Origin of the sequence: Ectobacillus sp. JY-23 (assembly GCF_023022965.1) — a bacterium.
Taxonomy (GTDB): Bacteria; Bacillota; Bacilli; order Bacillales; family Bacillaceae_G; genus Ectobacillus.
In genome coordinates, this window is the sequence record NZ_CP095462.1 from 1,417,923 (window position 1) to 1,443,506 (window position 25,584).

23 protein-coding genes and 1 pseudogene are annotated in these 25,584 nt (G+C 41.0%); 3 read left to right on the top strand and 21 right to left on the bottom strand.

The window, feature by feature from the left end; translation table 11 throughout:
• Positions 1-43: 43 nt before the first annotated feature.
• From MUG87_RS07375 to MUG87_RS07405, 7 genes and pseudogenes are all read right to left on the bottom strand, one after another.
• Complete coding sequence (locus MUG87_RS07375) at positions 44-961, bottom strand: DUF5667 domain-containing protein (RefSeq protein ID WP_247086853.1); 918 nt, start codon at positions 959-961, stop codon at positions 44-46.
• Positions 962-1,245: 284 nt separating this feature from the next.
• Positions 1,246-1,680 (bottom strand): BrxA/BrxB family bacilliredoxin, encoded by a 435-nt coding sequence (locus tag MUG87_RS07380; protein ID WP_124563470.1) that lies wholly within the window; start codon positions 1,678-1,680, stop codon positions 1,246-1,248.
• Between the two features lie 60 nt (positions 1,681-1,740).
• Complete coding sequence (gene meaB / locus MUG87_RS07385) at positions 1,741-2,835, bottom strand: methylmalonyl Co-A mutase-associated GTPase MeaB (RefSeq protein WP_247086854.1); 1,095 nt, start codon at positions 2,833-2,835, stop codon at positions 1,741-1,743.
• 3 nt (positions 2,836-2,838) lie between these two features.
• Positions 2,839-4,989 (bottom strand): methylmalonyl-CoA mutase, encoded by a 2,151-nt coding sequence (gene scpA, locus MUG87_RS07390; RefSeq protein WP_247086855.1) that lies wholly within the window; start codon positions 4,987-4,989, stop codon positions 2,839-2,841.
• Positions 4,986-6,860: a methylmalonyl-CoA mutase family protein gene (locus MUG87_RS07395; RefSeq protein ID WP_247086856.1), complete on the bottom strand. Its 1,875-nt coding sequence runs from the start codon at positions 6,858-6,860 to the stop codon at positions 4,986-4,988. Before MUG87_RS07395 ends, scpA begins: the two co-directional genes overlap by 4 nt.
• Before the next feature lie 147 nt (positions 6,861-7,007).
• Positions 7,008-7,454, bottom strand: a complete 447-nt coding sequence (locus MUG87_RS07400) for an NUDIX hydrolase (RefSeq protein WP_247086857.1) — start codon at positions 7,452-7,454, stop codon at positions 7,008-7,010.
• A gap of 60 nt (positions 7,455-7,514) precedes the next feature.
• Positions 7,515-8,209, bottom strand: a pseudogene (locus MUG87_RS07405) (DUF421 domain-containing protein).
• Positions 8,210-8,322: 113 nt separating this feature from the next.
• Here MUG87_RS07405 and MUG87_RS07410 point away from each other — a divergent pair.
• Positions 8,323-8,478, top strand: a complete 156-nt coding sequence (locus tag MUG87_RS07410) for a YflJ family protein (protein WP_124563464.1) — start codon at positions 8,323-8,325, stop codon at positions 8,476-8,478.
• Positions 8,479-8,490: 12 nt separating this feature from the next.
• On the opposite strand, the gene MUG87_RS07415 is transcribed toward MUG87_RS07410, so the two are convergent.
• The 8 genes from MUG87_RS07415 to MUG87_RS07450 form a co-directional block, all read right to left on the bottom strand.
• Entirely contained in the window at positions 8,491-9,783 is a 1,293-nt protein-coding gene (locus MUG87_RS07415) for a dihydrolipoamide acetyltransferase family protein (protein ID WP_247086858.1), read from the bottom strand.
• Positions 9,784-9,800: 17 nt separating this feature from the next.
• Entirely contained in the window at positions 9,801-10,784 is a 984-nt protein-coding gene (bfmBAB, locus tag MUG87_RS07420) for a 3-methyl-2-oxobutanoate dehydrogenase subunit beta (protein WP_247086859.1), read from the bottom strand.
• Positions 10,785-10,797: 13 nt separating this feature from the next.
• On the bottom strand, positions 10,798-11,802 hold the full coding sequence (locus MUG87_RS07425; protein WP_247086860.1) for a thiamine pyrophosphate-dependent dehydrogenase E1 component subunit alpha: 1,005 nt from the start codon (positions 11,800-11,802) through the stop codon (positions 10,798-10,800).
• Between the two features lie 18 nt (positions 11,803-11,820).
• Entirely contained in the window at positions 11,821-13,242 is a 1,422-nt protein-coding gene (lpdA, locus tag MUG87_RS07430; protein WP_247086861.1) for a dihydrolipoyl dehydrogenase, read from the bottom strand.
• Positions 13,226-14,338, bottom strand: a complete 1,113-nt coding sequence (buk, locus tag MUG87_RS07435) for a butyrate kinase (protein WP_247086862.1) — start codon at positions 14,336-14,338, stop codon at positions 13,226-13,228. Before buk ends, lpdA begins: the two co-directional genes overlap by 17 nt.
• Positions 14,339-14,392: 54 nt before the next feature.
• Positions 14,393-15,487 (bottom strand): Leu/Phe/Val dehydrogenase, encoded by a 1,095-nt coding sequence (gene bcd / locus MUG87_RS07440; protein ID WP_247086863.1) that lies wholly within the window; start codon positions 15,485-15,487, stop codon positions 14,393-14,395.
• A 17-nt stretch (positions 15,488-15,504) separates the two neighbouring features.
• On the bottom strand, positions 15,505-16,392 hold the full coding sequence (yqiS, locus tag MUG87_RS07445; protein WP_247086864.1) for a phosphate butyryltransferase: 888 nt from the start codon (positions 16,390-16,392) through the stop codon (positions 15,505-15,507).
• Positions 16,393-16,585: 193 nt separating this feature from the next.
• Positions 16,586-18,643, bottom strand: a complete 2,058-nt coding sequence (locus MUG87_RS07450; protein ID WP_247087576.1) for a sigma-54 interaction domain-containing protein — start codon at positions 18,641-18,643, stop codon at positions 16,586-16,588.
• Between the two features lie 155 nt (positions 18,644-18,798).
• Here MUG87_RS07450 and MUG87_RS07455 point away from each other — a divergent pair, with 155 nt between their 5' ends.
• Together MUG87_RS07455 and MUG87_RS07460 are read left to right on the top strand one after the other, a co-directional pair.
• The gene (locus tag MUG87_RS07455) at positions 18,799-19,032 is read left to right on the top strand and encodes a DUF2627 domain-containing protein (protein WP_247086865.1); all 234 of its coding nucleotides are present in this window, start codon (positions 18,799-18,801) and stop codon (positions 19,030-19,032) included.
• Between the two features lie 33 nt (positions 19,033-19,065).
• Complete coding sequence (locus tag MUG87_RS07460; RefSeq protein WP_247086866.1) at positions 19,066-19,206, top strand: YycC family protein; 141 nt, start codon at positions 19,066-19,068, stop codon at positions 19,204-19,206.
• A 118-nt stretch (positions 19,207-19,324) separates the two neighbouring features.
• On the opposite strand, the gene MUG87_RS07465 is transcribed toward MUG87_RS07460, so the two are convergent.
• From MUG87_RS07465 to MUG87_RS07490, 6 genes are all read right to left on the bottom strand, one after another.
• Positions 19,325-19,825 carry a hypothetical protein gene (locus tag MUG87_RS07465; protein ID WP_247086867.1) on the bottom strand — a complete coding sequence of 167 codons (501 nt, stop codon included), beginning with the start codon at positions 19,823-19,825 and terminating at the stop codon, positions 19,325-19,327.
• 74 nt (positions 19,826-19,899) lie between these two features.
• Positions 19,900-20,688, bottom strand: a complete 789-nt coding sequence (spo0A, locus tag MUG87_RS07470; RefSeq protein ID WP_247086868.1) for a sporulation transcription factor Spo0A — start codon at positions 20,686-20,688, stop codon at positions 19,900-19,902.
• Between the two features lie 316 nt (positions 20,689-21,004).
• Positions 21,005-22,303: a SpoIVB peptidase gene (spoIVB, locus tag MUG87_RS07475; RefSeq protein WP_247086869.1), complete on the bottom strand. Its 1,299-nt coding sequence runs from the start codon at positions 22,301-22,303 to the stop codon at positions 21,005-21,007.
• 99 nt (positions 22,304-22,402) lie between these two features.
• Entirely contained in the window at positions 22,403-24,136 is a 1,734-nt protein-coding gene (gene recN, locus MUG87_RS07480) for a DNA repair protein RecN (protein ID WP_247086870.1), read from the bottom strand.
• 21 nt (positions 24,137-24,157) lie between these two features.
• The gene (gene argR / locus MUG87_RS07485) at positions 24,158-24,607 is read right to left on the bottom strand and encodes a transcriptional regulator AhrC/ArgR (protein WP_124563555.1); all 450 of its coding nucleotides are present in this window, start codon (positions 24,605-24,607) and stop codon (positions 24,158-24,160) included.
• A 145-nt stretch (positions 24,608-24,752) separates the two neighbouring features.
• Entirely contained in the window at positions 24,753-25,583 is an 831-nt protein-coding gene (locus MUG87_RS07490) for a TlyA family RNA methyltransferase (RefSeq protein WP_247086871.1), read from the bottom strand.
• Position 25,584: the final 1 nt, after the last annotated feature.

The window sequence follows — 25,584 nt, forward strand, 5'->3', positions numbered from 1 at the left end:
GAATGGTCACTTCTTTAAGAAGTGACCATTATACCACAGGGTCTTACTGCTTGTCTTGATGCTTTTCGTGACCTTGTTTTCCTTGCTCTTTCTTTTCATGACCATGTTTTTGACCGTTATCATGGTGCTCTTTCTTTTCTTTTGAGCCTTGTGCATGCTCAGGCTTTTGCACCACCTGTTTTACCGGACGTTGTGCTGGTTGTGCTGGTGTTGCAGGTACTGCCGGTGCTGGTTGTGCTGGTGTTGTAACCGTTTCTTGTTCTTGCTCCGACTGCATCACCTGTACATCCACAGACTCCTCAGGCTTTGTCTCTATTTGTTCCTGCTTGCTTTCCCCTATAATAACAAGTTCTTGCTTTGCTTGCTTTTTTTCTATTTTATCAGCAAGTTTCACAAAGCTTTTCTCTATATTTTTAGCAATGGCGGCTTTTGCCTTCGGATTCTTTACTTTATCGAGCACTTTTGCTAAAGCCTCAATATTGTGTCCGATATGGATTTTTACTTTTTCTTTTTCTGTAGCAGGTTTTTCTGTCTCTGTCGCTTCTTCCTCCGTTTTATCAGAAGCGTCATCTTCTACTACTATCAATTTATCTGTTTCAGAAGGAGATTTCTCTGTATCTTCTCCCGCAAGTTCATCTGCTTTTTCTAGTTTATCAGCAGCTTCTTTTAATGTATCTTGTGTGTAATTGTCTTTCCCCTCTTGGATTAATACGCGCGCTTCCGCAATGCGCTCTGCAGCTTGTTCAGACAACAACTTCGCTTTGTCTAAATCATTTGTCGCTAGTGCCAAACGAATATCTTCCATCATCGTTTTAATGAAGTAAAAGAAATCGCCTTGCACAAGTGTTGGTGCTTCTTCTGTTGTTTTCTCCGTGTCTGTGTCTGCATAGGCCGTTCCCGCCAAAAACGGACTGCACAGCAACATTGTTGTCATAGTGCCTTTTACGAATACGTTTTTCATATTACCTTCCCCCATTTGCTTTGGTCATTATATATATTCGGAGGCTTGTTCATTTTTAGGGGGGTCGTATAAAAACTTTTTTAATTTTTTAAAGTTTAGCTCTGGTACAGTTCATTATTAATTTCAGCTACAGGGATTCGCTTTCTGCAAGAGTCTCCTCCACTCCAATCAACAAGTGCCCACCATCAATAGTGGGCTTTAGCACAGCCTAAAACTTAGAGCTAATCATAAACCCCTTGCTTTAATGAGGAAATAAAAAAGCTGACAGTTGTCAGCTTTTATTTTTACACCTCTTCACAATATTGATCGAAATATCCTTGCAATTTTTCAACAACCTGCATTGGAGAGTGCCCTTCAATTTCGTGACGCTCAACCATCGTTAAAATTTTCCCATCCTTCAATAGCGCAAATGAAGGGGAAGAAGGGGGATATCCTTCAAAATACTCGCGTGCATGCTGCGTTGCTTCTTTGTCTTGCCCTGCAAATACCGTTACAAAATGGTCAGGACGCTTATCGTAATGTACAGAATGCGCTGCTGCAGGACGGGCCACACCGCCTGCACACCCGCACACGGAGTTAATCATTACAAGCGTAACACCCGGGCGTTTGAATGCATCGTCTACTTCCTCAGGCGTTGTTAACTGCGTATAACCGGCTGCCGCAATTTCTTGACGCGCTTGTTGTACAACATCATTCATAAAAAAGTTAAAGTTAACCATCATAAATCCTCCTTTGCTGTAGCTATCATCATTTTATCAATTCCCTAGAAGGATTGCCATTTACAACGCTTCATAATATGCTAATAGTTCCGCTACAGCTGTGGTTACTGTTTTTTTGCCTTGCAAAATATCACGCTCACAAGCAAAAATATGCGCCTTCATTTCAGGATGTGAAAAAAAGCGTTGCTCTAATTCCTCCCGGATTGAAGTGTACAGCCATTTCTTTTGTTGCTGTAAGCGCCGCTGCTCAAATACTCCAGATGACTTCGTTTCTGTTTCAAACGTGCGTACTGTCTGCCAAAAGCTCGTTATCCCTTCACCTAAAAGAGCTGAGCATGTAGAAATTTTAACAGTCCATCCGTCTGTGATAGGATGAAACACATGGGCCATACGTGTATATAAGGAAGCTGTCTGCACTGCTTGGGCTTTATTCTCTCCGTCTGCTTTATTAATTAATATAGCATCGGCTAACTCCAAAATACCACGCTTTATGCCCTGTAATTCATCTCCTGCCCCAGTCAATGTAAGAAGAAGGAAAAAGTCAACCATGTCTCGAACCATACCTTCACTTTGGCCGACACCAACTGTTTCTACAATAATAACGTTGTAACCCGCAGCTTCGCATAGAAGCATTGTTTCTCGTGTACGACGATTCACGCCGCCAAGTGCTCCCCCTGAAGGGGAGGGACGTACAAACGCATTTTTCTGCTGAATAAGACGTTCCATTCTCGTCTTATCTCCTAAAATACTGCCTCGGGTCAACGTGCTACTGGGATCAACAGCAAGCACCGCAACTTTATATCCCTGTTCGCACAGCATCGTACCAAACGCTTCAATAAATGTACTCTTACCAGCACCAGGTACACCTGTAATTCCTATTCGAATGGACCTTCCCGCGTAAGGAAGTAGCAACTTGAGAAGTTGCTGCGCTTTGTCTTTATGTTTTTGCGCATTGCTTTCAATCAATGTAATCGCTTGTGCTAAAAATGCCCGATCGTTACACTTCACACCTTGTGCTAGCTCCTCCACAGAAATATTTCTTTTCTTAATGGGGGGATTTTCAGGAAACGGGGGCTTTGTCCCGTCCATAATCGTGGATGCAAAGGCTTCTGATTGTTCTATAGGAACCCATTCCGGTCGCTTCTCTTCTTTCATAATTTACTCCGTTTCTCCGACAAGACGACTTTGAATTTCTTCAAGAATCTTTTCTGCCGCCTGCGGGATCACAGTACCAGGTCCAAAAATCGCAGCTGCCCCTTCTTTATATAAAAACTCGTAATCTTGCACAGGGATTACACCCCCTACAATGACAACAATGTCTTCTCTCCCGAATTTTTTAAGTTCTTCTACTAATTGTGGAAGCAAGGTTTTATGTCCTCCTGCTAACGAACTCATCCCAATGCAGTGTACATCGTTCTCTACCGCTTGCCGTGCCGCTTCTTCTGGTGTTTGAAATAGCGGCCCGATATCAACGTCAAAACCAAGATCCGCATAAGCGGTTGCCACAACTTTTGCGCCGCGATCATGCCCATCTTGTCCAAGCTTAACAATTAAGATGCGCGGACGACGACCTTCTTCTGCCGCAAATGCATCGATTTTATCACGCACTCGTTCAATTTCCTGCCGGTTGTCATATTCCGAACCATATACACCACTTACAGATTGAATAACCGCCTTGTGCCGACCTGCCACCTGTTCAATTGCATCTGAAATCTCTCCAAGCGTTGCACGGACACGCGCTGCCTGCACTGCCAGCTCCAAAAGATTATTGTTTCCTTTTGCAGCCTCCGTTAAAGCTCTAAGCGCTATTTGTACTTGTTCCTCATCTCTTGCTTGCTTCAAAGCTTCAAGACGTGCTAGCTGGTTTTTAAGCACAGCGGTATTGTCTATATTTAAAATATCAAGCGGTTCCTCTTGCTCTAACCGATATTGATTTACACCGATAATTGGTTCTTTTCCAGAATCAATATGTGCTTGTCTTCGGGCTGCAGCTTCTTCAATACGCAGTTTGGGGATACCCTTTTCAATCGCTTTTGTCATACCACCTAATGCTTCTATTTCTTCGATATGCGTCCAAGCTCTTTCTACAAGAGCATTTGTCAATGACTCTACATAATAAGACCCTCCCCACGGATCAATAACCGAGCAGATTCCCGTTTCTTCCTGTAAATATAATTGCGTATTTCGCGCGATACGCGCAGAAAAATCTGTTGGAAGTGCGATTGCTTCATCAAGAGCATTCGTATGTAGGGACTGCGTATGACCGAGTGCAGCAGCCAATGCTTCTACGCATGTACGCGCTACATTGTTGAATGGATCTTGCTCAGTCAAGCTCCAGCCCGATGTTTGAGAATGCGTCCGCAAAGCAAGCGACTTCTCATTCTTAGGATGGAATTGCTTCATTAGCTTTGCCCATAGCAAGCGACCAGCCCGCATTTTAGCAACTTCCATAAAATAATTCATGCCAATCGCCCAGAAAAATGAAAGGCGAGGAGCAAATACATCCACATCTAGACCAGCTTGTATACCGGTGCGCACATACTCTACACCATTTAATAACGTGTAAGCCAGCTCAAGATCAGCTGGTGCGCCCGCTTCCTGCAAATGATAGCCTGAAATACTGATACTATTAAATTTTGGCATGTGTTTTGAGGTATAAGCGAATATGTCAGAGATAATTCGCATGGACATTTCTGGTGGATAAATGTAAGTATTTCTTACCATATATTCTTTTAAAATATCATTTTGAATAGTACCAGATAATTGCAAAGGCTGTACGCCTTGTTCCTCTGCCGCAACAATATAAAAAGCCATAATAGGTAAAACAGCACCATTCATCGTCATAGAAACGGACATTTGATCAAGAGGGATACCTTCAAACAATATCTTCATATCCAAAACAGAGTCAATCGCTACCCCCGCTTTCCCAACGTCACCAACAACGCGCGGATGATTGGAATCATAACCGCGATGCGTGGCCAAATCAAACGCTACAGACAGTCCTTTTTGTCCGGCTGCCAAATTGCGCTTATAAAAGGCATTGCTCTCTTCCGCAGTCGAAAAACCAGCATACTGACGAACTGTCCAAGGTCTGTTCGTATACATAAGCGCATACGGCCCCCGGTGATAGGGTGCTACCCCTGGTTTACCGTCTAAATAATCCAAGGTCGCAATATCTTGTTCTGTGTATATCGTTTTAATATCGATCTTTTCGTTCGCTTTATATGCCAAAGATGCCTCTTGCTGTAGACTGCTTTCTTGTTCAAATAGTGAGTCAAATTCTATCTTTGTAAAATCAGGTAATTTCATAGCGCCACCTCCTGCATTTGATGAAAGTCCTCCAAAAATGTCAGTAAGTCTGCTGGGTGTTGAATGGAGCGTTCATATTCGTTCGCTTTTACACCCACAAGTGCTGTATATGCAATTACTGTTTCTTTATGTGCTGCTTCACTTCCATATACTAGCATGATATCTGCTTGTACTTCTTGATTTTCCACAGAGAAACCACATGCAGTTAATAACGGGACAATATAGAAAGGAAGTTCTCCCTCTCCCATCCTTACAAGAGCTGCAATGGGCAAAGAACCGTGTACTACTTTATATCGTTCCGTTGCTTCTCGCAATCTCTCAATCTCCTCCGCATCTCGCATAACAGGTAAAGCTTTAATCTTCTCACCCTGTGTTGCCCATGATGCTGTTGCTTCACCAATTGTTGTACCGTTCTTAAAAGCAGTAATACAAGCTTCTACATCACACGTTGGCAAAAACAAAGCAGCATGCCGCCCTTCTTTATACGCTTTTAATGCCGTCAACCGGTTTACCCGCACGTTTTCTTGTAAGAGTTTAGAAGTTTCATTATGGTTTATATACACGTTTGTACCTATTACTTTTTTGTATGAAAGTAAAACATCTGTCTTTCGTTGTTCAGCTACTTTTGCAATCTCTTCATGTAGCCAGCCATCTTTTAAAACTATACTCATCCCACCGGCTTTTTCAATCCGGCAAAACAGCCGCCATGCTCGCTTCGCAATTTCCTTTGTTAAAGCTTCTATATAATAGGAACCTCCGGCCGGATCTAATACTTTTGTCAAATGCGACTCGCCGCGTAGGATATGCTGAATGTTTCGAGCCCAGCGTTCACCATTTTCATCATTGTTGCCAAGCGCTTCATTATATACACTTACATGAAGCGTATCCGCTCCCCCTGTAATGGCTGAAAAAGCTTCTGTTGTCGTTCGTAATAAGTTTACATGTGGATCGTACTTTGTTTTCGTACGCCCAGATGTACGGACATGAATGTGCATATTCCCTTGAGCTCCAAACATTTCCGCAATTTTCTTCCACAGGATACGTCCAGCACGAAGCTTGGCGATTTCAGTGAACAATTGCGTGTCTACGCACAAGCTGAACATCATTTGCTGCGCTATATGCGCTGGATTTAAACCACGTTTGATTCCTTCACGCATATACTCTGCTCCCGTTGCTAAAGCTACGGACAGCTCCTGCACACTATTTGCACCAGCATGATGATATGCATCTGTTCTGATAAATATGGTACGTAAACCCGGAGCCTTCTCCCTGCTCCAAGATACTGTCTCCTTCATTGCATCGTAGCAAGACCGCAATGATAACGGCATATAACCTGTTTCTGCGATATATCCGAGTGGATCGGCACCTATTATACCTTTCATCTCATTGGTGTTACGATAGACGGAACCAATCATTCCTATTAAAGGAATTGCATGATACCCAGCATATACAAAGATAGAATGGTTTTCTATATCCACACCATGTAAAACGCTTTCAACATCTTGTTTACAACTTAGTGGAATTCCCTGTTTCCCCACATCTTCACTTGAATCTTCTCCTCGCTTCGTTGCTTCATCTACCACTAGGTGAAGAATAGATTGTCCATGCGCAATCGCACGTTTTACAGCCGCATTGGCTTCTTCAGGAGTTAGCGCGAACAACTCTTGCGCAATACCGTCCTTATTTTCATGCAATAGTTTAGGTCTTACAAAGACCTGATTGTGCTTCGTATACAAAGGCTTTATTACAATATCTTCATATGTTTTTCGTTCTAGACTCTCTACTTGTTTCCCCTTTAGTGCTTTTTCAGCCAACCGCTTCCACTCGTCATACGATACATCTTCAAATTCACGAAAGGTATATTTGTTCATATCCGAGTCCCCCTTTACCGCAATTAAAGTGATGAAAATATAAAATTTTCTAAATTATCACTCATGTAAATCTTATTATAATTTTTCATATGGCGCAAAGGGCAAATTTGAAACAACATGACAAAAGCGCGCTGTTCAAGCGCGCTTTTAAATCAACGATTTATATGTTTCTATAATGATTCGATGTGAACCTACCATGCAATCAGGTAAGGCATTCAGCGAGAAGAACTGCAACTCCAACGTTTCTTCGTTTTGCTTCAGATCTCCCTTGAACATTTTTGTATGGTAAGCAACGGTCACAGTTTGAAATTCATCACCGTTTGCGAGCTTCACTAAGTAATTCTTACCTGAGAATACTTCAATGAGCTGCAATTCATCCACAAGTAAACCAGTTTCTTCTTCTACTTCTCTTTTTGCTGTTTCTTCGGGCGATTCACCAAGCTCCATCAACCCACCCGGCAGCCCCCACCTTTGCTGCGGTTCATTGCGTTGCTGTAACAAAACTTGTTCGTTACGTAAAATTAATACTACTGCTCCTACCAGAATAAGAGCCCTATGCCCAACAAGAGCTCTTAGGTTCTCCACGTATCCCATAAAAACCTCCATCTCATACTCTATATACCTTATTCTGATATATTGCATCTAAAGCAGCAACTATTTTTCTAAAATGAGATGGACAATTCCTTTGCTATTAGCTGTTGCTAATAAAACATTATTAATGACTATGTCCTGTAACTGTTCATGCACCCAAGCTTCACTGTTTCCGAGAGATGCCAATGCTTCTTTACGAATTTTCCCTTGTTTAATTACGATAAGAGGCAATTCCATTACTTCCCCTTTTATATTTACGTCTTTTCGAGCAAGAGGCTCATATTCAGGTTTTAGAAAAGCAGAAATATTTCCCCCAGGTTCCCAAAATGCAATTCCAACCTTATCAAACGTATTAATATTTTGCAGTCGTAATTCTGAAAAAAGATAATCAATACTAATTCGCGCACGCTGTAAATTCTTTAATTGCAGCTCTCCGTTCCGAATCAATAAAAGGGGAGACGGTTCTAAAAAATTTCTCCATCGTTCCCACTTCAAACTTAAGGCAGAGCTTGATGCATGTAATACGATTAAAACAAAGGTTGTAATCATAGCTCCCCCAAATCTAACCTTTCATCGGTCAACGGATTAGATAGATTTCCTCCTAACAACAAAGCTAGCACCACATCCGCAAATCGCAGCTGCGCAATGGATCTCTGCCCCATTAACTTGGCAGCCAGCAATAAAAACACGTAAGCAATACCGGCACGAAGAATCCATTCTATAGCTGTCAAATGCTCGGCATGTGAAAACAAATGCATAGCTTCCCTCCTTTGTCATAGTTTGAACCAATTCCTCAGCGATATATGTATTTTGTTCTTCTTAGACTATTTTTGCATATATACAATAATAGTCATTTATGAGGAGGGCGTATATGGCACACATTTATTCAAAAGGCTGGTATATCCAGCAGTTAAAATCAGTTGGTATCTCCAAGCATGAACAACGGAAATTAGAGTTGTATCGTACTCATGTTTTAGCAAATTTGTATCGTACCCATGTAGAAAACAAGAAAAAGCTCACCGAGTAGGTGAGCTTTCATTTAATAAACAGATGTATTTTCTTTTGATACATTCTCCAAAATTTCTTTTACACGGGCTAAAAACTTGCCGCAAATGAGACCATCAAGAACGCGGTGATCAAGAGATAAACAAAGGTTTACCATGTCGCGTGCTGCAAACATACCACCTTCCATAATGACCGGGCGTTTTACGATGGATTCAATTTGTAAAATAGCAGCTTGTGGATAGTTGATGATACCCATAGATTGTACCGATCCAAAAGAGCCAGTATTGTTAACAGTAAACGTTCCACCCTGCATATCTTCACTCTTTAATGTTTTTGTTCTTACTTTATGAGCCAATTCCGTGATTTCCCGTGCAATACCTTTAATGGATTTTTCATCCGCCTGTTTAATCACTGGTACAAACAATTCTGTTTCAGTTGCTACAGCAATGGACAGGTTAATATCTTTCTTTTGAATAATCTTGTCGCCTGCCCACATGGAGTTGATTTGCGGGTATTCTTTAAGCGCTTGTGCCACCGCTTTTACAAAGAAAGCAAAGAACGTCAAATTGAAACCTTCACGCTTTTTAAACTCATCTTTTAAACTATTGCGATACGTTACTAAATTGGTTACATCTACTTCCACCATCATCCATGCATGAGGTGCTTCATGCTTACTGCGTAACATATTTGCCGCAATTGCTTTGCGTACACCGGAAACAGGAATCTCAATATCCCCTGGCATCGTAGGTACAGAAACCGGTTTTGCAGCTTCAACTGCTGGAGCTGCTACTTTCGGTTGCTCTGTTCTAGTACCTTCTATAACTGGTGCTTGAGCCACTGGTTGTGCCACTGCAACAGGTGCTGGAATGTTTCCAGTCTCAATCACTTTCAACAAGTCTTTTCTGGTAATACGACCATTCATACCTGTTCCTTGTACTTGATTCAAATCAATATTATGCTCACCCGCAAGTTTTAAGACAGCCGGAGAGTAACGCGCTTTCGGTACATCACTTTTTACCGGCGCTGCTTCAGCTTTCGTTTCAGTTTCTGCCTCTACTGCAGCTGCAGGGGCTGAACCCTCAGTACCTTCTAATTCTATCAGACAGATAACTTCTCCCACTGCTAATGTATCCCCTTCACCAGCAATTAATTCTTTAATAATACCGGCAAAAGAAGATGGAATCTCCGCATTCACTTTATCAGTCATTACTTCTGCAAGCGGGTCGTACTTATTCACGCGATCGCCTACAGCTACAAGCCATTTACTAATTGTGCCTTCCGTTACACTCTCACCGAGCTGAGGCATCGTAATTTTCTCTACAGCCATTCCAATTTCCTCCTTGATCAGAATTCAGCCAAATCGCGCATTGCTTTTTCTACTTTATCCGGATTAACCATGAAGAATTTTTCCATTGTTGGTGCATATGGCATAGCTGGTACATCCGGACCAGCCAAACGAGCAATCGGTGCGTCTAAATCAAACAAGCAATTTTCGGCAATAATAGCAGCTACTTCACTCATGACGCTACCTTCTTTGTTGTCTTCCGTAACAAGAAGTACTTTACCTGTTTTAGATGCTGCTTCAATAATCGCTTCTTTATCAAGTGGGTAAATCGTGCGCAAATCTAATACATGCGCAGAAATACCATCTTGCGCCAGGCGCTCTGCTGCTTGCAGAGCAAAGTGTACGCAAAGGCCATATGTGATAACCGTAATATCATCACCTTCACGTTTCACATCAGCCTTGCCAATCGGTAATACATAATCTTCTTCCGGCACTTCACCTTTAATCAAGCGGTATGCACGCTTGTGCTCGAAGAACAATACCGGATCTTCGTCACGAATTGCTGCTTTTAACAATCCTTTCGCATCATAAGGCGTGGAAGGAATAACAATTTTCAAACCAGGTTGATTCGCAAATACCGCTTCGACAGATTGAGAGTGATATAACGCACCATGCACACCGCCACCGAATGGAGCGCGAACCGTAATAGGACAAGTCCAATCATTATTTGAGCGGTAACGAATACGTGCCGCTTCAGAAATAATTTGATTGACAGCTGGCATAATAAAATCCGCAAATTGCATTTCGGCAATAGGACGCATACCATACATTGCAGCACCAATTGCTACACCAGCAATGGCAGATTCAGCAAGTGGCGTATCCATCACACGGTCTTCACCAAATTGATCATACAGTCCTTGCGTTGCTTTGAATACACCGCCCTTTAAACCAACATCTTCTCCTAATACAAATACGCGCTTGTCACGTTCCATTTCTTCGCGCATTGCCAAAGTAATCGCGTCAATATAAGACATTACAGCCATTGATACTTCCCCCTTATTCCGCGTATACGTGCTTTAATGCAGATTCCGGATCCGCGTATGGCGCTTTTTCCGCATAATCTGTTGCTTCGTTTACAACTTGCATAATTTCATTTGTGATTTGTTTTTCCAACTCATCTGTTAACAAACCGATTTCTTTTAAATACAATCCAAATGTGTGAATCGGATCTTTTTGTTTCGCTTCTTCTACTTCTTCTCTAGAGCGATATGCACGATCATCATCATCACTAGAGTGTGCCGTTAAACGGTAGGAAACTGTTTCAATCAGCGTTGGACCTTCGCCGCGTCGACCGCGGTCTGCCGCTTCTTTTACTGCTTTATATACTTCTAAAGGATCATTGCCGTCTACTGTGAATCCTGGCATACCATAACCGATGGCACGATCAGAAACCTTTTCGCAAGCAAGCTGCTTCTCAATCGGCACTGAAATCGCATATTTATTGTTTTCACACATGAAAATAACAGGCAATTTATGCACACCCGCAAAGTTAGCCCCTTCATGGAAATCTCCTTGGTTAGAAGAACCTTCACCAAACGTAACGAACGTTACTAAATCCTTGCCTTCCATACGTCCTGCAAGTGCTACACCTACCGCATGAGGTACTTGTGTCGTAACCGGCGAAGACCCTGTTACAATACGATTTTTCTTTTGACCAAAGTGTCCAGGCATTTGACGTCCACCTGAGTTTGGATCTTCTGCTTTCGCAAAAGCCGAAAGCATTAAATCTTTTGCTGTCATACCAAATGTTAATACAACGCCCATATCACGATAATAAGGCAATACATAATCTTTATCACGATCGAGTGCAAATGCCGCTCCTACTTGCGCTGCCTCCTGACCTTGACAAGAAATCACGAATGGAATTTTACCGGCACGGTTTAACAGCCACATGCGTTCATCAATCTTACGTGCCATCAGCATCGTACGATACATTTCTAATACTGTTTCATCACTCAAGCCCAGCTCTTCATGACGTTTCGCTTTTACATTTTCAGTCATGTTCATATCCTCCCGAAATTAAGAATGCAATGCTTTTCCGTACACTGCAAGCGCCGCCTCACCAATTGCCTCCGACAAAGAAGGATGTGGGTGAATTGTTTTAGAAATCTCCCAAGGTGTTGCGTCCAATACACGTGCAAGTCCCGCTTCTGAAATCATATCTGTCACATGAGGACCAATCATATGCACACCAAGTAAATCATCCGTTTTTTCGTCTACAACAAGCTTTACAAAACCATCAGCTTCTCCGTATACAAGTGCTTTGCCAATGGCACGGAATGAAAACTTCCCTGTTTTTACCGTAAACCCTTTTTCCTTTGCTTCTTGCTCTGTATAACCAACTGATGCAACTTCAGGGCTACTGTACACACATTTTGAAATAAGTGATGCATCTAGTACATCCGGCTTTTGACCCGCGATATGCTCTACCGCGACAATACCTTCATTTGAAGCAACGTGCGCAAGCTGTAAGCCACCAATCACATCACCGATTGCGTATATATGTGATTCCTTCGTTTGATAGTAACTATTGGTTTTAATGTAGCCCTTCTCAATGACAATGTCAGTATTCTCAAGGCCAATATTTTCAATATTGGCTTGACGTCCTACGGATACAAGCATTTTTTCAGCAGAGAACTCTTTCTCTACCCCATTATGCTCTGCTTTAATAGAAACACCTTCTCCCCTTACAAGCGTGTCAGGCAATACTTTGGCGTTTGTTACAACCTTTATCCCCTTTTTCTTAAACAAACGCTGCATCTCTTTAGAAATATCTTGGTCTTCCAAAGGTAAAATACGATCTGCATATTCAATCACCGTTACATCAACACCGAAATCAGACAGCATAGATGCCCACTCAATACCTATTACGCCGCCTCCTACGATAATGATAGAGGTAGGTAACGTTTGCAGCTGCAAGGCATGATCGGAAGATAATACATACTCTCCGTCCAATTCTAACCCTGGAAGTGATTTCGGACGAGACCCTGTTGCCACAATTACATTTTTAGGGATTAGCATTTCATTTTCAGAACCATTGTTCATTTCTACGGAAACTGTACCAGGCATGGGTGAAAAAATAGATGGTCCTAGAATCCGACCATACCCCTCGTAGATATCAATTTTTCCTTGCTTCATTAAATGTTGCACACCTTTATGCAATTGATCGACTATTTTATTTTTTCTCTCTTGTACCTTCGTAAAATCCAATGTTACATCGCTCGTCATAACACCAAATTCAGCACTTTTTTTAGTCGTTGCAAATACTTCCGCACTGCGAAGCAACGCTTTACTCGGGATACATCCAGCATGCAAACACGTTCCACCAAGCTTACCACTTTCCACCAAGGCCGTCTTTAATCCTAATTGCGAAGCACGGATAGCCGCTACATAGCCGCCTGTTCCGCCTCCGATGATGACCAAATCATACTCTGTTGCCATAGGAATCCCTCACCTTTTCCCCTGCCATATATTCTTTTGCCTCTTCTTCTTCGCGAAGTACGCGCAAGGCACCTTCTGTTAAAGCCTGCAATTCATTTTCGCCTGGATGTACAATTACATCTGCAATCCAATCAATATGGGATTTAATATCTTCGACCAGCCTTTTGCTGTAAGCAAGTCCACCTGTTAAGATAATGGCGTCCACCTTACCGCGAAGTACAGCGCCAGCCGCTCCAATCTCCTTCGCAATTTGATAAGCCATTGCTTTATATACAAGAGCGGCTTCTTCATCTCCTGCTTCAATCCGCTCTTCTACTTTCCTTGCATCATTTGTGCCAAGAAGACCAACAAGCCCCCCTTGACCAACAAGCTTCTTCATAATTTCATCACGGTAATATTCACCGGAAAAGCACATTTCAACAAGCTGACCAGCAGGTACAGTACCTGCACGCTCAGGGCTAAATGGACCGTCTCCATGTAGTCCATTATTCACATCAATGACACGGCCTTGCTTATGAGCACCAATTGTAATACCTCCACCCATGTGCGTCACAATTAAATTCAACGTTTCATATCTTTGCTTCAACCCTTTGGCAACACCACGTGCTACTGCCTTTTGGTTTAACGCGTGAAAAATACTTTTGCGCTCAATTCCAGCCACACCGCTTACCTTAGCGACTTTTTCCATTTCATCGACCACAACCGGGTCTACGATAAACGCAGGAATATTTAATCCCGTTGCAATCTCATGCGCTAAAATCCCACCTAAGTTTGAAGCATGATGTCCGCTGTATCCAGCACGTAAATCAGCAAGCATCGCCTCGTTTACTGCATACGTTCCGCCCTCAATCGGACGAAGTAATCCACCTCTGCCGCAAACTGCACTTAGCTTTGATATATTGATTCCTTGCGCATGTAACACCTCTAAGATGGTTCTTTTTCTGAATTCATATTGATCAATAATTCGTTTATATTTTGCGATTTCTTCTTCATCGTGACGAATGGTTTCTTCAAAAATCGGACGTTCATCATCAAACACACCTATTTTAGTTGATGTACTTCCAGGATTAATTACAAGAATGCGAAAACTAGACAATGTTTTTCCCTCCATAAACTTACAGGAAGATGAGTTTCCTCATCTTCTTGGTCATTAACGGCGGCTTAAAATGTGATGGCCGTTTTTAAGAAATGTACTTCTAGAATTTTTCATACGCTCAATGCGCTCTTCTGCAAGACGATCTGCTGCTAAGTACGTTGGGATTCCGTCACGTTTCGAAATCTCGATAACCTTCGCAATATTATCGTAGATACCTTCTACTTTCTTGAGCGCACGTTCTCTATTATAACCGTAAAGTTCATCTGCAACATTGATTACACCACCTGCATTAATTACATAATCAGGCGCATATACAATTCCCATTTCATGAATGATGTCACCATGACGAGCTTCTTTTAATTGATTATTTGCCGCACCAGCAATTACTTTCGCTTTTAATTGCTTAATTGTTTCATCGTTTACAGTTGCACCTAATGCGCAAGGTGCATAAATATCACATTCTACGCTGTAAATCTCTTCTGGATTAACTGCTTTCGCACCAAATTCTTCTACAGCACGCTGTACAGACTCTTTATGAATGTCTGTAACAATTAGCTGCGCACCTTCAGCATGTAGATATTTACATAAGTTGTACGCTACGTTTCCTACCCCTTGAATGGCAATTATTTTTCCTTCTAAGCTATCCGTTCCGAATGCTTCTTTTGCTGCTGCCTTCATACCGCGGTACACACCAAAAGCTGTTACAGGAGATGGATTACCGGAAGAGCCGAAAGAAGGAGAAATACCTGTGACAAAATCCGTTTCCTCATGAATGATATCCATATCATCCACAGTTGTACCAACATCTTCAGCTGTGATGTAACGTCCGTTTAATCCTTGGATAAAACGACCAAAAGCACGGAACATCGCTTCGCTTTTGTCTTTTCTTGCATCACCAATAATAACTGTTTTACCACCACCCAAATTCAAACCCGCCGCCGCGTTTTTGTATGTCATGCCACGCGCAAGACGAAGTGCATCTTCGATAGCTGCTTCTTCAGACGCATATTGCCACATTCTCGTTCCACCTAAGGCTGGGCCTAACGTTGTATCATGAATTGCGATAATCGCTTTTAATCCTGACTCTTTATCTTGACAAAATACCAATTGCTCATAATCATATTTCTCCATATATTTAAAAATTTCCATTGTAAAATCCCCCTTGTTTATAGTGAAGCAGTTGCAACGGCAAGTGCAATAGAATACAACTTGGCTTCCGCTGAATCCGCTCTTGATGTTAATACAATCGGTGCCTTTGCACCCGCGATTATTGCTCCTACTTTCGAATTAGCAAAGTATACAAGCGATTTATAAAGTACATTTCCACTCTCAATATTTGGAACAAGTAAAATATCTGCCTGACCGGCAACATCTCCTGTGATGCCTTTATGTTCAGCTGCTAGCTTTGAAACCGCGTTATCCAGTGCCAACGGCCCATCTACTATACAATTTGTAATCTGCCCACGACGATTCATCTGCGCTAACAGTGCCGCATCTACAGTTGCCTGCATTGCGGGATTTACTACCTCTACCGCTGCAAGAGGTGCGACCTTTGGCATTTTGACACCAATAGAATGCGCTACCTGTACAGCATTTTGTATAATAGCCACCTTTTGTTCTAAATCAGGCGCAATATTCATCGCAACATCTGTCAAAAAAATCAAGCGATCATAGCTAGGCACTTCAAACACCGCAACATGCGATAGCACTTTACCTTTACGAAGACCATACTCTTTATTAAGCACTGCCTTTAAAAGCGTTGCTGTTGCAATATTGCCCTTCATCAAAATATCTGCTTCCCCTTCTTTGACAGCGCGTACAGCCATTTCCGCAGGCTGTGCACAATGACGTACTGTAACTGCAGAGGAATCGGAGAGAGTATAAGAGTTTAACAATTCTTTAATCTTTGTTTCATCTCCAAACAATATAAAGCGAGCTAACCCTGCCTGTATAGATTTCGCTACAGCTTCTATTACTTCATTATCTTCAGCCGCCGCTACAGCTATCACTTTGGGCTGCAATGCGGCGCGGTCGATAAGCGTTTCTAACTTCATATGCATTCAATCCTTTCTCATCGCCGTCACTCTTTACAAAGCAAATATCGTGCCAACTTTTAAAAACACGCATTATTTTTACAAAATCCTCATATTATCCCCATAACAGCAAGGGATAACGCTTACAAGCACAATTTTCAGTATCTTAAAAGTCAGACAAAATGATCATGCAATAAATTGCGTATAACGCAATTTATTGCATGCTATTTTTTGCGCGATCGTATTTTTCAAGCTTGTAATATAAATTTCGTACAGAAATACCGAGCATTTTGGCCGTTTTCGTTTTGTTTCCCCCACAACGCTTTAAACATTCGACAATTCTTTCTCCCTCAAACTGCACTACCATATCTTCTAAAGACCCTTCCGAAACCGAACCAACATGAACACGTGGTACAGGTAAAGCTTTTCCGAGTGTTGGTAAGTGGACTACGTCAATATACTGCTCGCCTGACGCCATAAATATGATGGCTCTCCCTAAAATATTTTCGAGCTCCCTTACATTTCCTGGCCATTCATGATTCTGCAGTATACGTATTGCATCAGCGGTTAATCCTTCTACATTCCGCCCATAATCTTGATTAATTTTTTGAATTAACCTCGCCGCTATACTCTCTATATCTTCTTTGCGCTGCCGTAAAGGAGGGATATAAATCGGAATCTTATTCAAGCGATAATACAAATCTTCACGAAAACGCCCTTCTGCAATTGCCTTTTCTAAATTGACATTTGTCGCAGCAATGACACGTACATTGATTGGAATCGCTTTTGTTCCTCCCACCCGAACAATCTCTTTTTCTTGCAACACACGTAGTAATTTTGCCTGCGTACCGGCAGAAAGCTCCCCAATTTCATCCAGAAAAATACTTCCATTATTTGCTTCTTCAAAAAAACCTCGTTTGCCTCCGCGCTTTGCTCCTGAGAAAGCACCCTCTTCATATCCAAACAATTCACTTTCCAATAAAGATTCAGAGATAGAAGCACAATTTACTCGAATAAACTTGTTATATTTACGGCTGCTTTCATTATGGATCGCATGAGCGAACAATTCTTTTCCAGTTCCAGACTCCCCGCGCAAAAGTACAGTCGCCGGTGTATCAGCCCCCATTTTTGCTTGCTCTATAGCCGAAGCGATTCCCTCAGATACACCAATAATATCTTCAAAAGAATACTTCGCCTCCAAAGTTCGGATAATCTGCCGTGCACGACTTAATTCATCGGTCAATTTCTGAATTTCAGATACATCACGAATCACTCCCACACTTCCCTTAAGTACACCATCTACAATAACAGGCGCAACATTGACCACCACGTCTCTTTTTTTAGGACCTACCTTCATCTGAATGCCTCTTACAGGACGACGTGTCTTTAATACGCGCATATGCATACTTTCCCCTTCTGCAATATCCGCCGTCGCTGGTTTTCCAATAACTTCCTCCTGCGATAATCCAGTCATCCTTGTATATGCTGGATTAATAAGGAGACCACGACCTTGTTCATCCACTACTGAAATCGCTTCTTCCGACGATTGAATAATCGCTTGCAACAGTGTATGGACTTCTTTAAGGTCAGTAACTTCTTCCGCTAAGTTCACAATTTCTGTAATGTCTGTAAACACTGAAAAAGCACCTTGCAGCTCTCCTCTCTCACCAATGATTGGAATTCTTGTTGAAATAATGCGTCTGCCATTTTCGAGTTCTACTTCTTGATGCACTTCAATTTGTTTTGTTTCCAAAACACGCGGCAACTGGCTCTTTGGCACAATTTCCAAGATATACTTGCCGATTACTTCAGCTTTATTGTATCCAATCATCTTCTCTGCACTATGATTAAAGAGAAGAATTTTTCCTTTTGGGTCTACAACAATCATGCCATCGTGCGCAGAATTGAAAATAAGATCTCGCTGATGAGTTTGTTCTTCTAAACGCTTGATAAGGTCATTCTTTTCAGTGAGGAGACGCACAATAATATCAGACATAGCTCCCGATACCACAAACGCTTCTTCTCCGTATCTTTGTACAAGCTCTTCATATACATTGCGATTACCTGTCGCATCAAACACAATATCAGCTTGAGGCACGTCAGACCAATGCACATGCGTAGTAACCCCTATATCTTTCGCCAACCGGATTCCCTCTGCATTTGCATTAATATCAACCACCGCTATCACCTCAGCGACGTTCGAACGATGTATAAGCCTTAAAATAGCCGTACCACCAACGCCAGCTCCTACAATCATGACTTTTCGTTTCATCATGACACCTCTCACATATGCAATTTTTTTCATACTCTTATCTTACCTTACTGATATACACTTGACAAATTCACAATAGATATAAGATGCTGTTAAAGAGAAGTGTAATTCACTATATCAGGCAACACAGGGAACGAATGAAAGGGGGATTTATCTTGCATCGCTATATCGCACTACTACTCGCTCTTATTCCCGTTGTTATGGCAATTGTTGGCATCAAATTAATGCGGGATACGGTATTTGGCATTTTGTTATCTCCCATACCTTCACTGCCTTTACAATTTCTTGCGGGCGCCGCAAGCTTCGCGATTGGTATTTACATATTCGGAGGCTTTATTCTTCACCGCGACCGCAAAAGAAACAAAGTGCAGGCTCGCTTCAAACGTTAAACATTTTACTTAGAAAAAGGAGGGATCCATGCTATGCGACCATTGCAATTATCACCTGAAACTGCAGTTAAGCTAGCAAAAGCATTAAATGTACCATTGGAACAATTAATGCATATGCCGCAGCATATTCTAATTCAAAAGCTTGTTGAGCTTGAAAAACAAAAAAGCGACTAAACAAAAAGCACCTGCAAAAATCTTGTTAACAAGATTTTTGCAGGTGCTTTTTAACCGATAGCTACGTTAACTTAATGTTGATAATTGGGATGGGCAACCAGCAGGAACAGAGCCTAACCTATAAAACACCGACATCTTGTAACATATCTTCAATCATTAAAGAAGGCATATCTAACACAGGTAATCCGGCTGATAACAAAACATCTTTCACATATAAAACTAGGTCCTCACGTTCTTGTTCCGTGCAATCATTCCATATTTCCTTTAATACAGGACTTGTTTTTACAATCTCATGAAACAATGCGTCAATAAAATCATAATCCAGTAACTCAAAATATTGCACTAACAAAGAAATACCTTGCTGCTTACGTCGCACAGAGAATGAAAAGGTCGCCTCCGCAATACCTGTCGATTGTAACTGCACTGTGCTGTTTTCAATATTATGATAAGCAACAATTTCGTATAATATTTCCTCCGGTGCAAAAGGGTTGTAAATCTTCCCAAAAAATCCTTTTTCATCCCCTTCATCTTGCACACTGTGTATTATACGATATTCTTTCCCTTGTAACATTTGTTTTAAATTGTGTAGTGCTTCTTCTAAGTTTTCTTTAACAATCATGTACATAACTCCTTCTGTTAGTACTACAAAGCAAAAAACACCGCCTTAAAGACAGTGTTTCAAGCCTAACTCTTTCAAGACGCCTTATGCTCTAGTCTTAGTTTGTCTGCGACCATGGCAATAAATTCGGAATTTGTCGGCTTCGCTTTTGACATGGAAACCGTATACCCAAACAAAGACGAAATAGAATCAATATTTCCGCGGCTCCATGCCACCTCGATGGCATGACGAATGGCTCTCTCCACTCGACTTGCAGTTGTATTATATTTTTTCGCAATATCCGGATATAAAACCTTCGTAATTGATCCAAGAAGTTCGATATCATTATACACCATTGAAATCGCTTCACGTAAATACATATAACCTTTAATATGAGCAGGAACACCAATCTCGTGGATAATTGTCGTAATGCTAGCATCCAAATTTTTCGGCTTTCCATCTGGATTTGTACGGAATACAGGAAGTGGACGTTTAATAATGGAATTTGACTTTCCACTAACCTGACGAATTTGATTTGTTAAATTCTCCATATCAAACGGCTTTAATACAAAATAGGAAGCACCTAAATCTACAGCTTTCTTTGTTACATCCTCTTGTCCAAAGGCCGTCAACATAATTACATTAGGTTGTTTCAACTTATCCATCGCGCGCAACTTCTCGAGTACAGCTAACCCATCAAGATGGGGCATGATAATGTCCAACACAAGTACGTCCGGGTTCTTTTCCTTCATTAAATCAATGCACTCTTGCCCATTGTACGCAACACCAATCACTTCCATATCATCTTGGGCAGATACATATCCTTCTAGCATGGATACTAATTCTTTGTTGTCGTCGGCAAGACACACCTTAATCTTCTCCACAGCTTTTCCTCCCCCTATTTACTTCTCCCTAACCGAAAACACTGGTTTGTACATGTAGTTTTCGACAATTGTTTAATATATCCTTTTAACTTTTACTTAATTTACTAAAAAAGCAAAAAAACCTCTGTTTTGCTTCTTTTTACTCGTTTTTTTGTCAATTTTCTCTCGTATTCATCATAATGTCACAAACGTATCAACATTCGCAACTGTATTATCTCTATTGATGAAACAAAATATGCATTTATATTCTATTGTACAACAAAAAGTAGTACTTAGAAACCTCAGAAAGGACAAATTCTAAAAAGCGAGCTGTATTTCAGCTCGCTTTCCTCCCATGTTCTTGCTGCTCATAAATATTGATACCTGCTTGATGAAGCATCCATTCAATATGAACACCATAACCTGAGGTAGGATCGTTTACAAATACATGGGTTACTGCACCAATAAGCTTACCGTCTTGTATAATAGGACTTCCGCTCATCCCTTGTACAATGCCACCTGTTTTTTCAAGTAAACGTTTGTCCACAATTTTCACAACCATACCTTTTGTTGCAGGTGCCTTTTGAGGAACACTGCTTACAACCTCAATATCAAAAGCCTCTACCTTATCTCCCTCAACCACTGTTAAAATCTGCGCTTTGCCTTCTTTCACTTGACTAGATAAAGCAATTGGTAGCGCTCGATCCATTATACCATTACGAATTTGAGTGTCCAATTTACCGAATATTCCAAACGGACTATTGGTTGTAATGTTTCCAATCACTTCACGATCTGGTGAAAAACGCGCCAATTTTTCTCCCGGATCTCCATTGCTTCCTTTTTGAATGGACGTTACAGTAGAGCGCATAATTTGTCCATCCTCTACTTCAATCGGTTTTTTTGTGTCACTGTCTGAAATAACATGCCCCAAAGCCCCATACTTCATGGATTCAGGATGCACGAAGGTCATTGTTCCAATTCCAGCAGCAGAATCTCGGATATACAATCCGATTCGATAAGAAGAGTCACCTTTATCCTTTACCGGCTTAAGTTTGGTTTGAATATACTTAGAATCACGAAGAACAACAAGATCAAGTGCCTCGCCCGTTGTACCACTATTTTGAATAAAAGGTGCAACATCACTCATTCGCTCAATCTCTTTACCATTAATCTTTGTAATCATATCACCAACTTTAATACCTGCAATTTCACCAGGCGATACTTTTCCGGTTTCTGTTTGAATTAAATGATGACCTACCACCAATACGCCTTTTGCATTTAATTTAACACCTATTGACTGTCCACCAGGAAGAACTTTGAAATCTTTCAATACCTTTACATTTACTGTTTTAACAGGAAAACCAGCCAATTGTAATACCATATCTGCTTCTCCACTTTCGTGGGCAGCTACAGCCATGGCTTCTTTGCTATCTACAGTAAAAACAGAAGGATTTGAAGAGATAACTTCAAATACACGCTTACCTGACAATTTAGAATGTTGTCCCTCAAATAAAACAACGTCCTTCGGAATTGCAATCAATTCTCGAACGGGCGTACAAAATCCCATTACAAGAAGCGAGATAAGGAGAAATGCACCAATTAATTTTCGAATATGTTCCAATTTCAATCCTTTCACTCTCCTCGCTTCTACCCACATTCAGCCAAGTGGCTTCATCTTTTAATTTCTCCTTGTATGGCTCTGTTTATAACTGGGATATGCAAAAAAGCTATCCTATTATTGGATAGCTCCTGTTTTTAAATTATGTGCTTGCTGTAATAATTCGCGCGCATGTTGTGTTGTAACATCTGTTATTTCCACACCTGAAATCATGCGAGCAATTTCAATCACCTTTTCTTCGTCCTTAAGCTTGGCGACAGATGTTTTTGTACGGTTATCTTCAATTTGCTTACGAATGAACAAATGCGTATCTGCCATTGAAGCAACTTGTGGAAGATGAGTGATGCATAACACTTGAGAGCCGATGGAAACCCGATAAATCTTTTCTGCAATGGCTTGTGCAACTCTGCCACTAACACCAGTGTCTACTTCATCAAAAATAACAGAAGTAACGCCTTGATGCTTACTAAAGATACTTTTAAGAGCCAAAATAATGCGTGATAATTCCCCACCGGATGCAACCTTAGATAATGGTTTGAGCGGCTCGCCGGGATTGGTGGAAATATAAAACTCCACTTGATCGTAGCCTGTTGATGTTAACCGTATTGATACACCATCTACCACAGGATCATCGACACCACCCAATTGCTTGTCCAACATAATTTTGAAAGTAGTTTTTGCCATATATAATTCCTGCAACTCTTTATGAATGGCTTCCGTTAGATGCACCGCAAGACTATGTCGCAAATCACTTAACTTCATGGCTTCTGTCATTGCTTGCTCTTCCAACTGCTTCAGTTGCTTTCGAGTCGCTTCAATATGTATATCTTTATTTTCAATGGTTGCTATTTCTTCTTCTATTTTATCTGCGTACATTAAAATATCTTGGACGGATTCACCATATTTACGCTTTAATGTACGAATTTCGTTCAGTCTTGTTTCAATATAATCCAGCCTAGCGGGATCGTACTCCATCATATCCAGCTTCTCACGTAACTGATAGGTCATGTCCTCAAGTAAATAGTAGCTATTGGCAACACTCTCATGAATACCTTGTAATGAAGTGTCCAAATCAGAAACAGCTTCTACCTCATTCATCGCGTGACGAACATGGTCTAAACCACAATCATCCCCTGCTAAAGAACGATATGCATCACTGAGCGATTTATAAATTTTTTCGAAATTGGAGATCTTCACACGCTCTTCCAAGAGCTCTTCATCTTCTCCCACTTGTAAATCCGCTCTTCTAATTTCTTCAAGCTGAAATTGAATTAAATCTAAGCGATGAGCCATTTGTTGTTCATTGTTGGTTAGAGAGTTCAGTTTTCTCTTTGTTTGCTCATATTGTTCAAAATACGAGCGATAACGCTCCAATTGCTTAGATACAGCATCATTATTAAATGAATCCAATAAGAACATATGTCTATCTTCTGACATAAGATCCTGTGTTTCATGCTGCCCATGTATATCCACTAATGTTTTACCGATATCTTTTAACATACTTAGCGTCACTAACTTTCCGTTAATTCGACAAGTACTTTTGCCGGTTGCTGAAATATCTCGCTTTAAAATCATCATTCCATCAGAGACATCAATATCAAACTCTTGTAGCTTCTCTATACAAGGGTGCTGTTCATCATCTAGGTAAAATAATCCCTCAATTTCAGCCTTCTCTGTTTCGTAACGGACGAATTCTGCAGAGCCTCTTCCTCCAACCAACAAATGAATGGCATCAATGATAATGGACTTACCTGCCCCCGTTTCACCACTAAGCACCGTAAGGCCTTTTTCAAATGAAATATTCAATGCTTCTATAATAGCAAAGTTTTTAATCGATAACTCCGATAACAATGCTTATTCACCTCATTAACATCATAACATATTTAGGAATTTTTCCGACACCACGTTCGTATCTTCCGGAGTACGACAAATAATCAAACATGTATCATCTCCACAAATGGTTCCTAAAATTTCATCCCACTCCAAATAGTCTATCAAAGCACCTAGAGCGTTTGCGTTTCCAGGTAATGTTTTTAACACAATCATGTGACCAGCTGTATCCATCTTTACAAATGCATCAACTAAATTGCGCTTTAATTTTTGCAATGGATTAAATCGTTGGTCCGCTGGTAAACTGTACTTGTATCTACCATCATGTAAAGGAACCTTTACTAAATGTAATTCCTTAATATCTCGCGACACTGTTGCTTGTGTCACGTTAAAGCCGCTATTTCGCAAAATATCCACAAGTTCGTCTTGTGTTTCAATTTCTTTGCTCGCAATAATTTCTCTAATCTTAATATGGCGCTGACCCTTGTTCATCACTTGCACCTCACACAAACTTAAAAATTTTTCCGCCGTCATCCCTAATGTTAACTGATAGCACAAAGATTGTACATATTTGTTTTTGGAACCTCTCAAGACACCGTCTTTTACTGACCGTTTGCAAAAAGAGGAGCAACACTCGTCACTCCTCTTTAGCCTGTTTTAACATATGATGTGCCTCTTCTACGACCTGCGTAAAAGTTTGCTTCATATAATTTTCCCCACATTCCTTATTTCCGTGCCACTTAAGATGTACCAAAAATTCAATATTTCCATCTCCTCCTGTAATAGGAGAATACGTTAAATGATGCACATCATATCCTTGATTCAATGCAAATGTTACAATACCTTCAATAACCTTAACATGTACCTTTGCATCCCTAACAATTCCTTTTTTACCTACCTGATCTTTTCCCGCTTCAAATTGCGGCTTAATAAGGGCTGCAACATCACCGCCTGGCATAAGCATGGTTTTTAAAACAGGCAAAATCAACCGTAACGAGATAAACGATACATCAATACTCGCAAATTCTGGTAAACCTTGCTGTAAATCTGCTGGTGTAACATACCGAAAATTTGTACGTTCCATCACAACAACACGAGGGTCTTGTCGAAGCTTCCATGCAAGCTGATTATATCCCACATCCAGTGCATAGGAAAGCTTCGCTCCATTTTGTAACGCACAATCAGTAAAGCCGCCTGTAGATGCTCCGATATCAATCATAATCTTATCTTGTAAACGAATATTGAACTCTTGTAGCGCTTTTTCTAATTTATAGCCACCTCTACTCACATAAGGCATAAGTTGACCTTTTACTGTAATTACTGTATCAGAGGGGACTTTTTCACCTGGTTTGTCTACACGTTCTTCATTCATATACACAAGTCCAGCCATCACGGCACGCTTTGCTTTTTCTCGCGTTTCCACGAGACCGCGTTCTACCAACAAAACATCTATACGTTCTTTTTTCATA

What these genes read in the sequence shown, in the direction of transcription:
- MUG87_RS07375 (WP_247086853.1), bottom strand. Translation starts at nt 961, where the DNA reads ATGAAAAACGTATTCGTAAAAGGCACTATGACAACAATGTTGCTGTGC.
- MUG87_RS07380 (WP_124563470.1), bottom strand. Translation starts at nt 1,680, where the DNA reads ATGGTTAACTTTAACTTTTTTATGAATGATGTTGTACAACAAGCGCGT.
- meaB (WP_247086854.1), bottom strand. Translation starts at nt 2,835, where the DNA reads ATGAAAGAAGAGAAGCGACCGGAATGGGTTCCTATAGAACAATCAGAA.
- scpA (WP_247086855.1), bottom strand. Translation starts at nt 4,989, where the DNA reads ATGAAATTACCTGATTTTACAAAGATAGAATTTGACTCACTATTTGAA.
- MUG87_RS07395 (WP_247086856.1), bottom strand. Translation starts at nt 6,860, where the DNA reads ATGAACAAATATACCTTTCGTGAATTTGAAGATGTATCGTATGACGAG.
- MUG87_RS07400 (WP_247086857.1), bottom strand. Translation starts at nt 7,454, where the DNA reads ATGGGATACGTGGAGAACCTAAGAGCTCTTGTTGGGCATAGGGCTCTT.
- MUG87_RS07410 (WP_124563464.1), top strand. Translation starts at nt 8,323, where the DNA reads ATGGCACACATTTATTCAAAAGGCTGGTATATCCAGCAGTTAAAATCA.
- MUG87_RS07415 (WP_247086858.1), bottom strand. Translation starts at nt 9,783, where the DNA reads ATGGCTGTAGAGAAAATTACGATGCCTCAGCTCGGTGAGAGTGTAACG.
- bfmBAB (WP_247086859.1), bottom strand. Translation starts at nt 10,784, where the DNA reads ATGGCTGTAATGTCTTATATTGACGCGATTACTTTGGCAATGCGCGAA.
- MUG87_RS07425 (WP_247086860.1), bottom strand. Translation starts at nt 11,802, where the DNA reads ATGACTGAAAATGTAAAAGCGAAACGTCATGAAGAGCTGGGCTTGAGT.
- lpdA (WP_247086861.1), bottom strand. Translation starts at nt 13,242, where the DNA reads ATGGCAACAGAGTATGATTTGGTCATCATCGGAGGCGGAACAGGCGGC.
- bcd (WP_247086863.1), bottom strand. Translation starts at nt 15,487, where the DNA reads ATGGAAATTTTTAAATATATGGAGAAATATGATTATGAGCAATTGGTA.
- yqiS (WP_247086864.1), bottom strand. Translation starts at nt 16,392, where the DNA reads ATGAAGTTAGAAACGCTTATCGACCGCGCCGCATTGCAGCCCAAAGTG.
- MUG87_RS07450 (WP_247087576.1), bottom strand. Translation starts at nt 18,643, where the DNA reads ATGAAACGAAAAGTCATGATTGTAGGAGCTGGCGTTGGTGGTACGGCT.
- MUG87_RS07460 (WP_247086866.1), top strand. Translation starts at nt 19,066, where the DNA reads ATGCGACCATTGCAATTATCACCTGAAACTGCAGTTAAGCTAGCAAAA.
- MUG87_RS07465 (WP_247086867.1), bottom strand. Translation starts at nt 19,825, where the DNA reads ATGATTGTTAAAGAAAACTTAGAAGAAGCACTACACAATTTAAAACAA.
- argR (WP_124563555.1), bottom strand. Translation starts at nt 24,607, where the DNA reads ATGAACAAGGGTCAGCGCCATATTAAGATTAGAGAAATTATTGCGAGC.
- MUG87_RS07490 (WP_247086871.1), bottom strand. Translation starts at nt 25,583, where the DNA reads ATGAAAAAAGAACGTATAGATGTTTTGTTGGTAGAACGCGGTCTCGTG.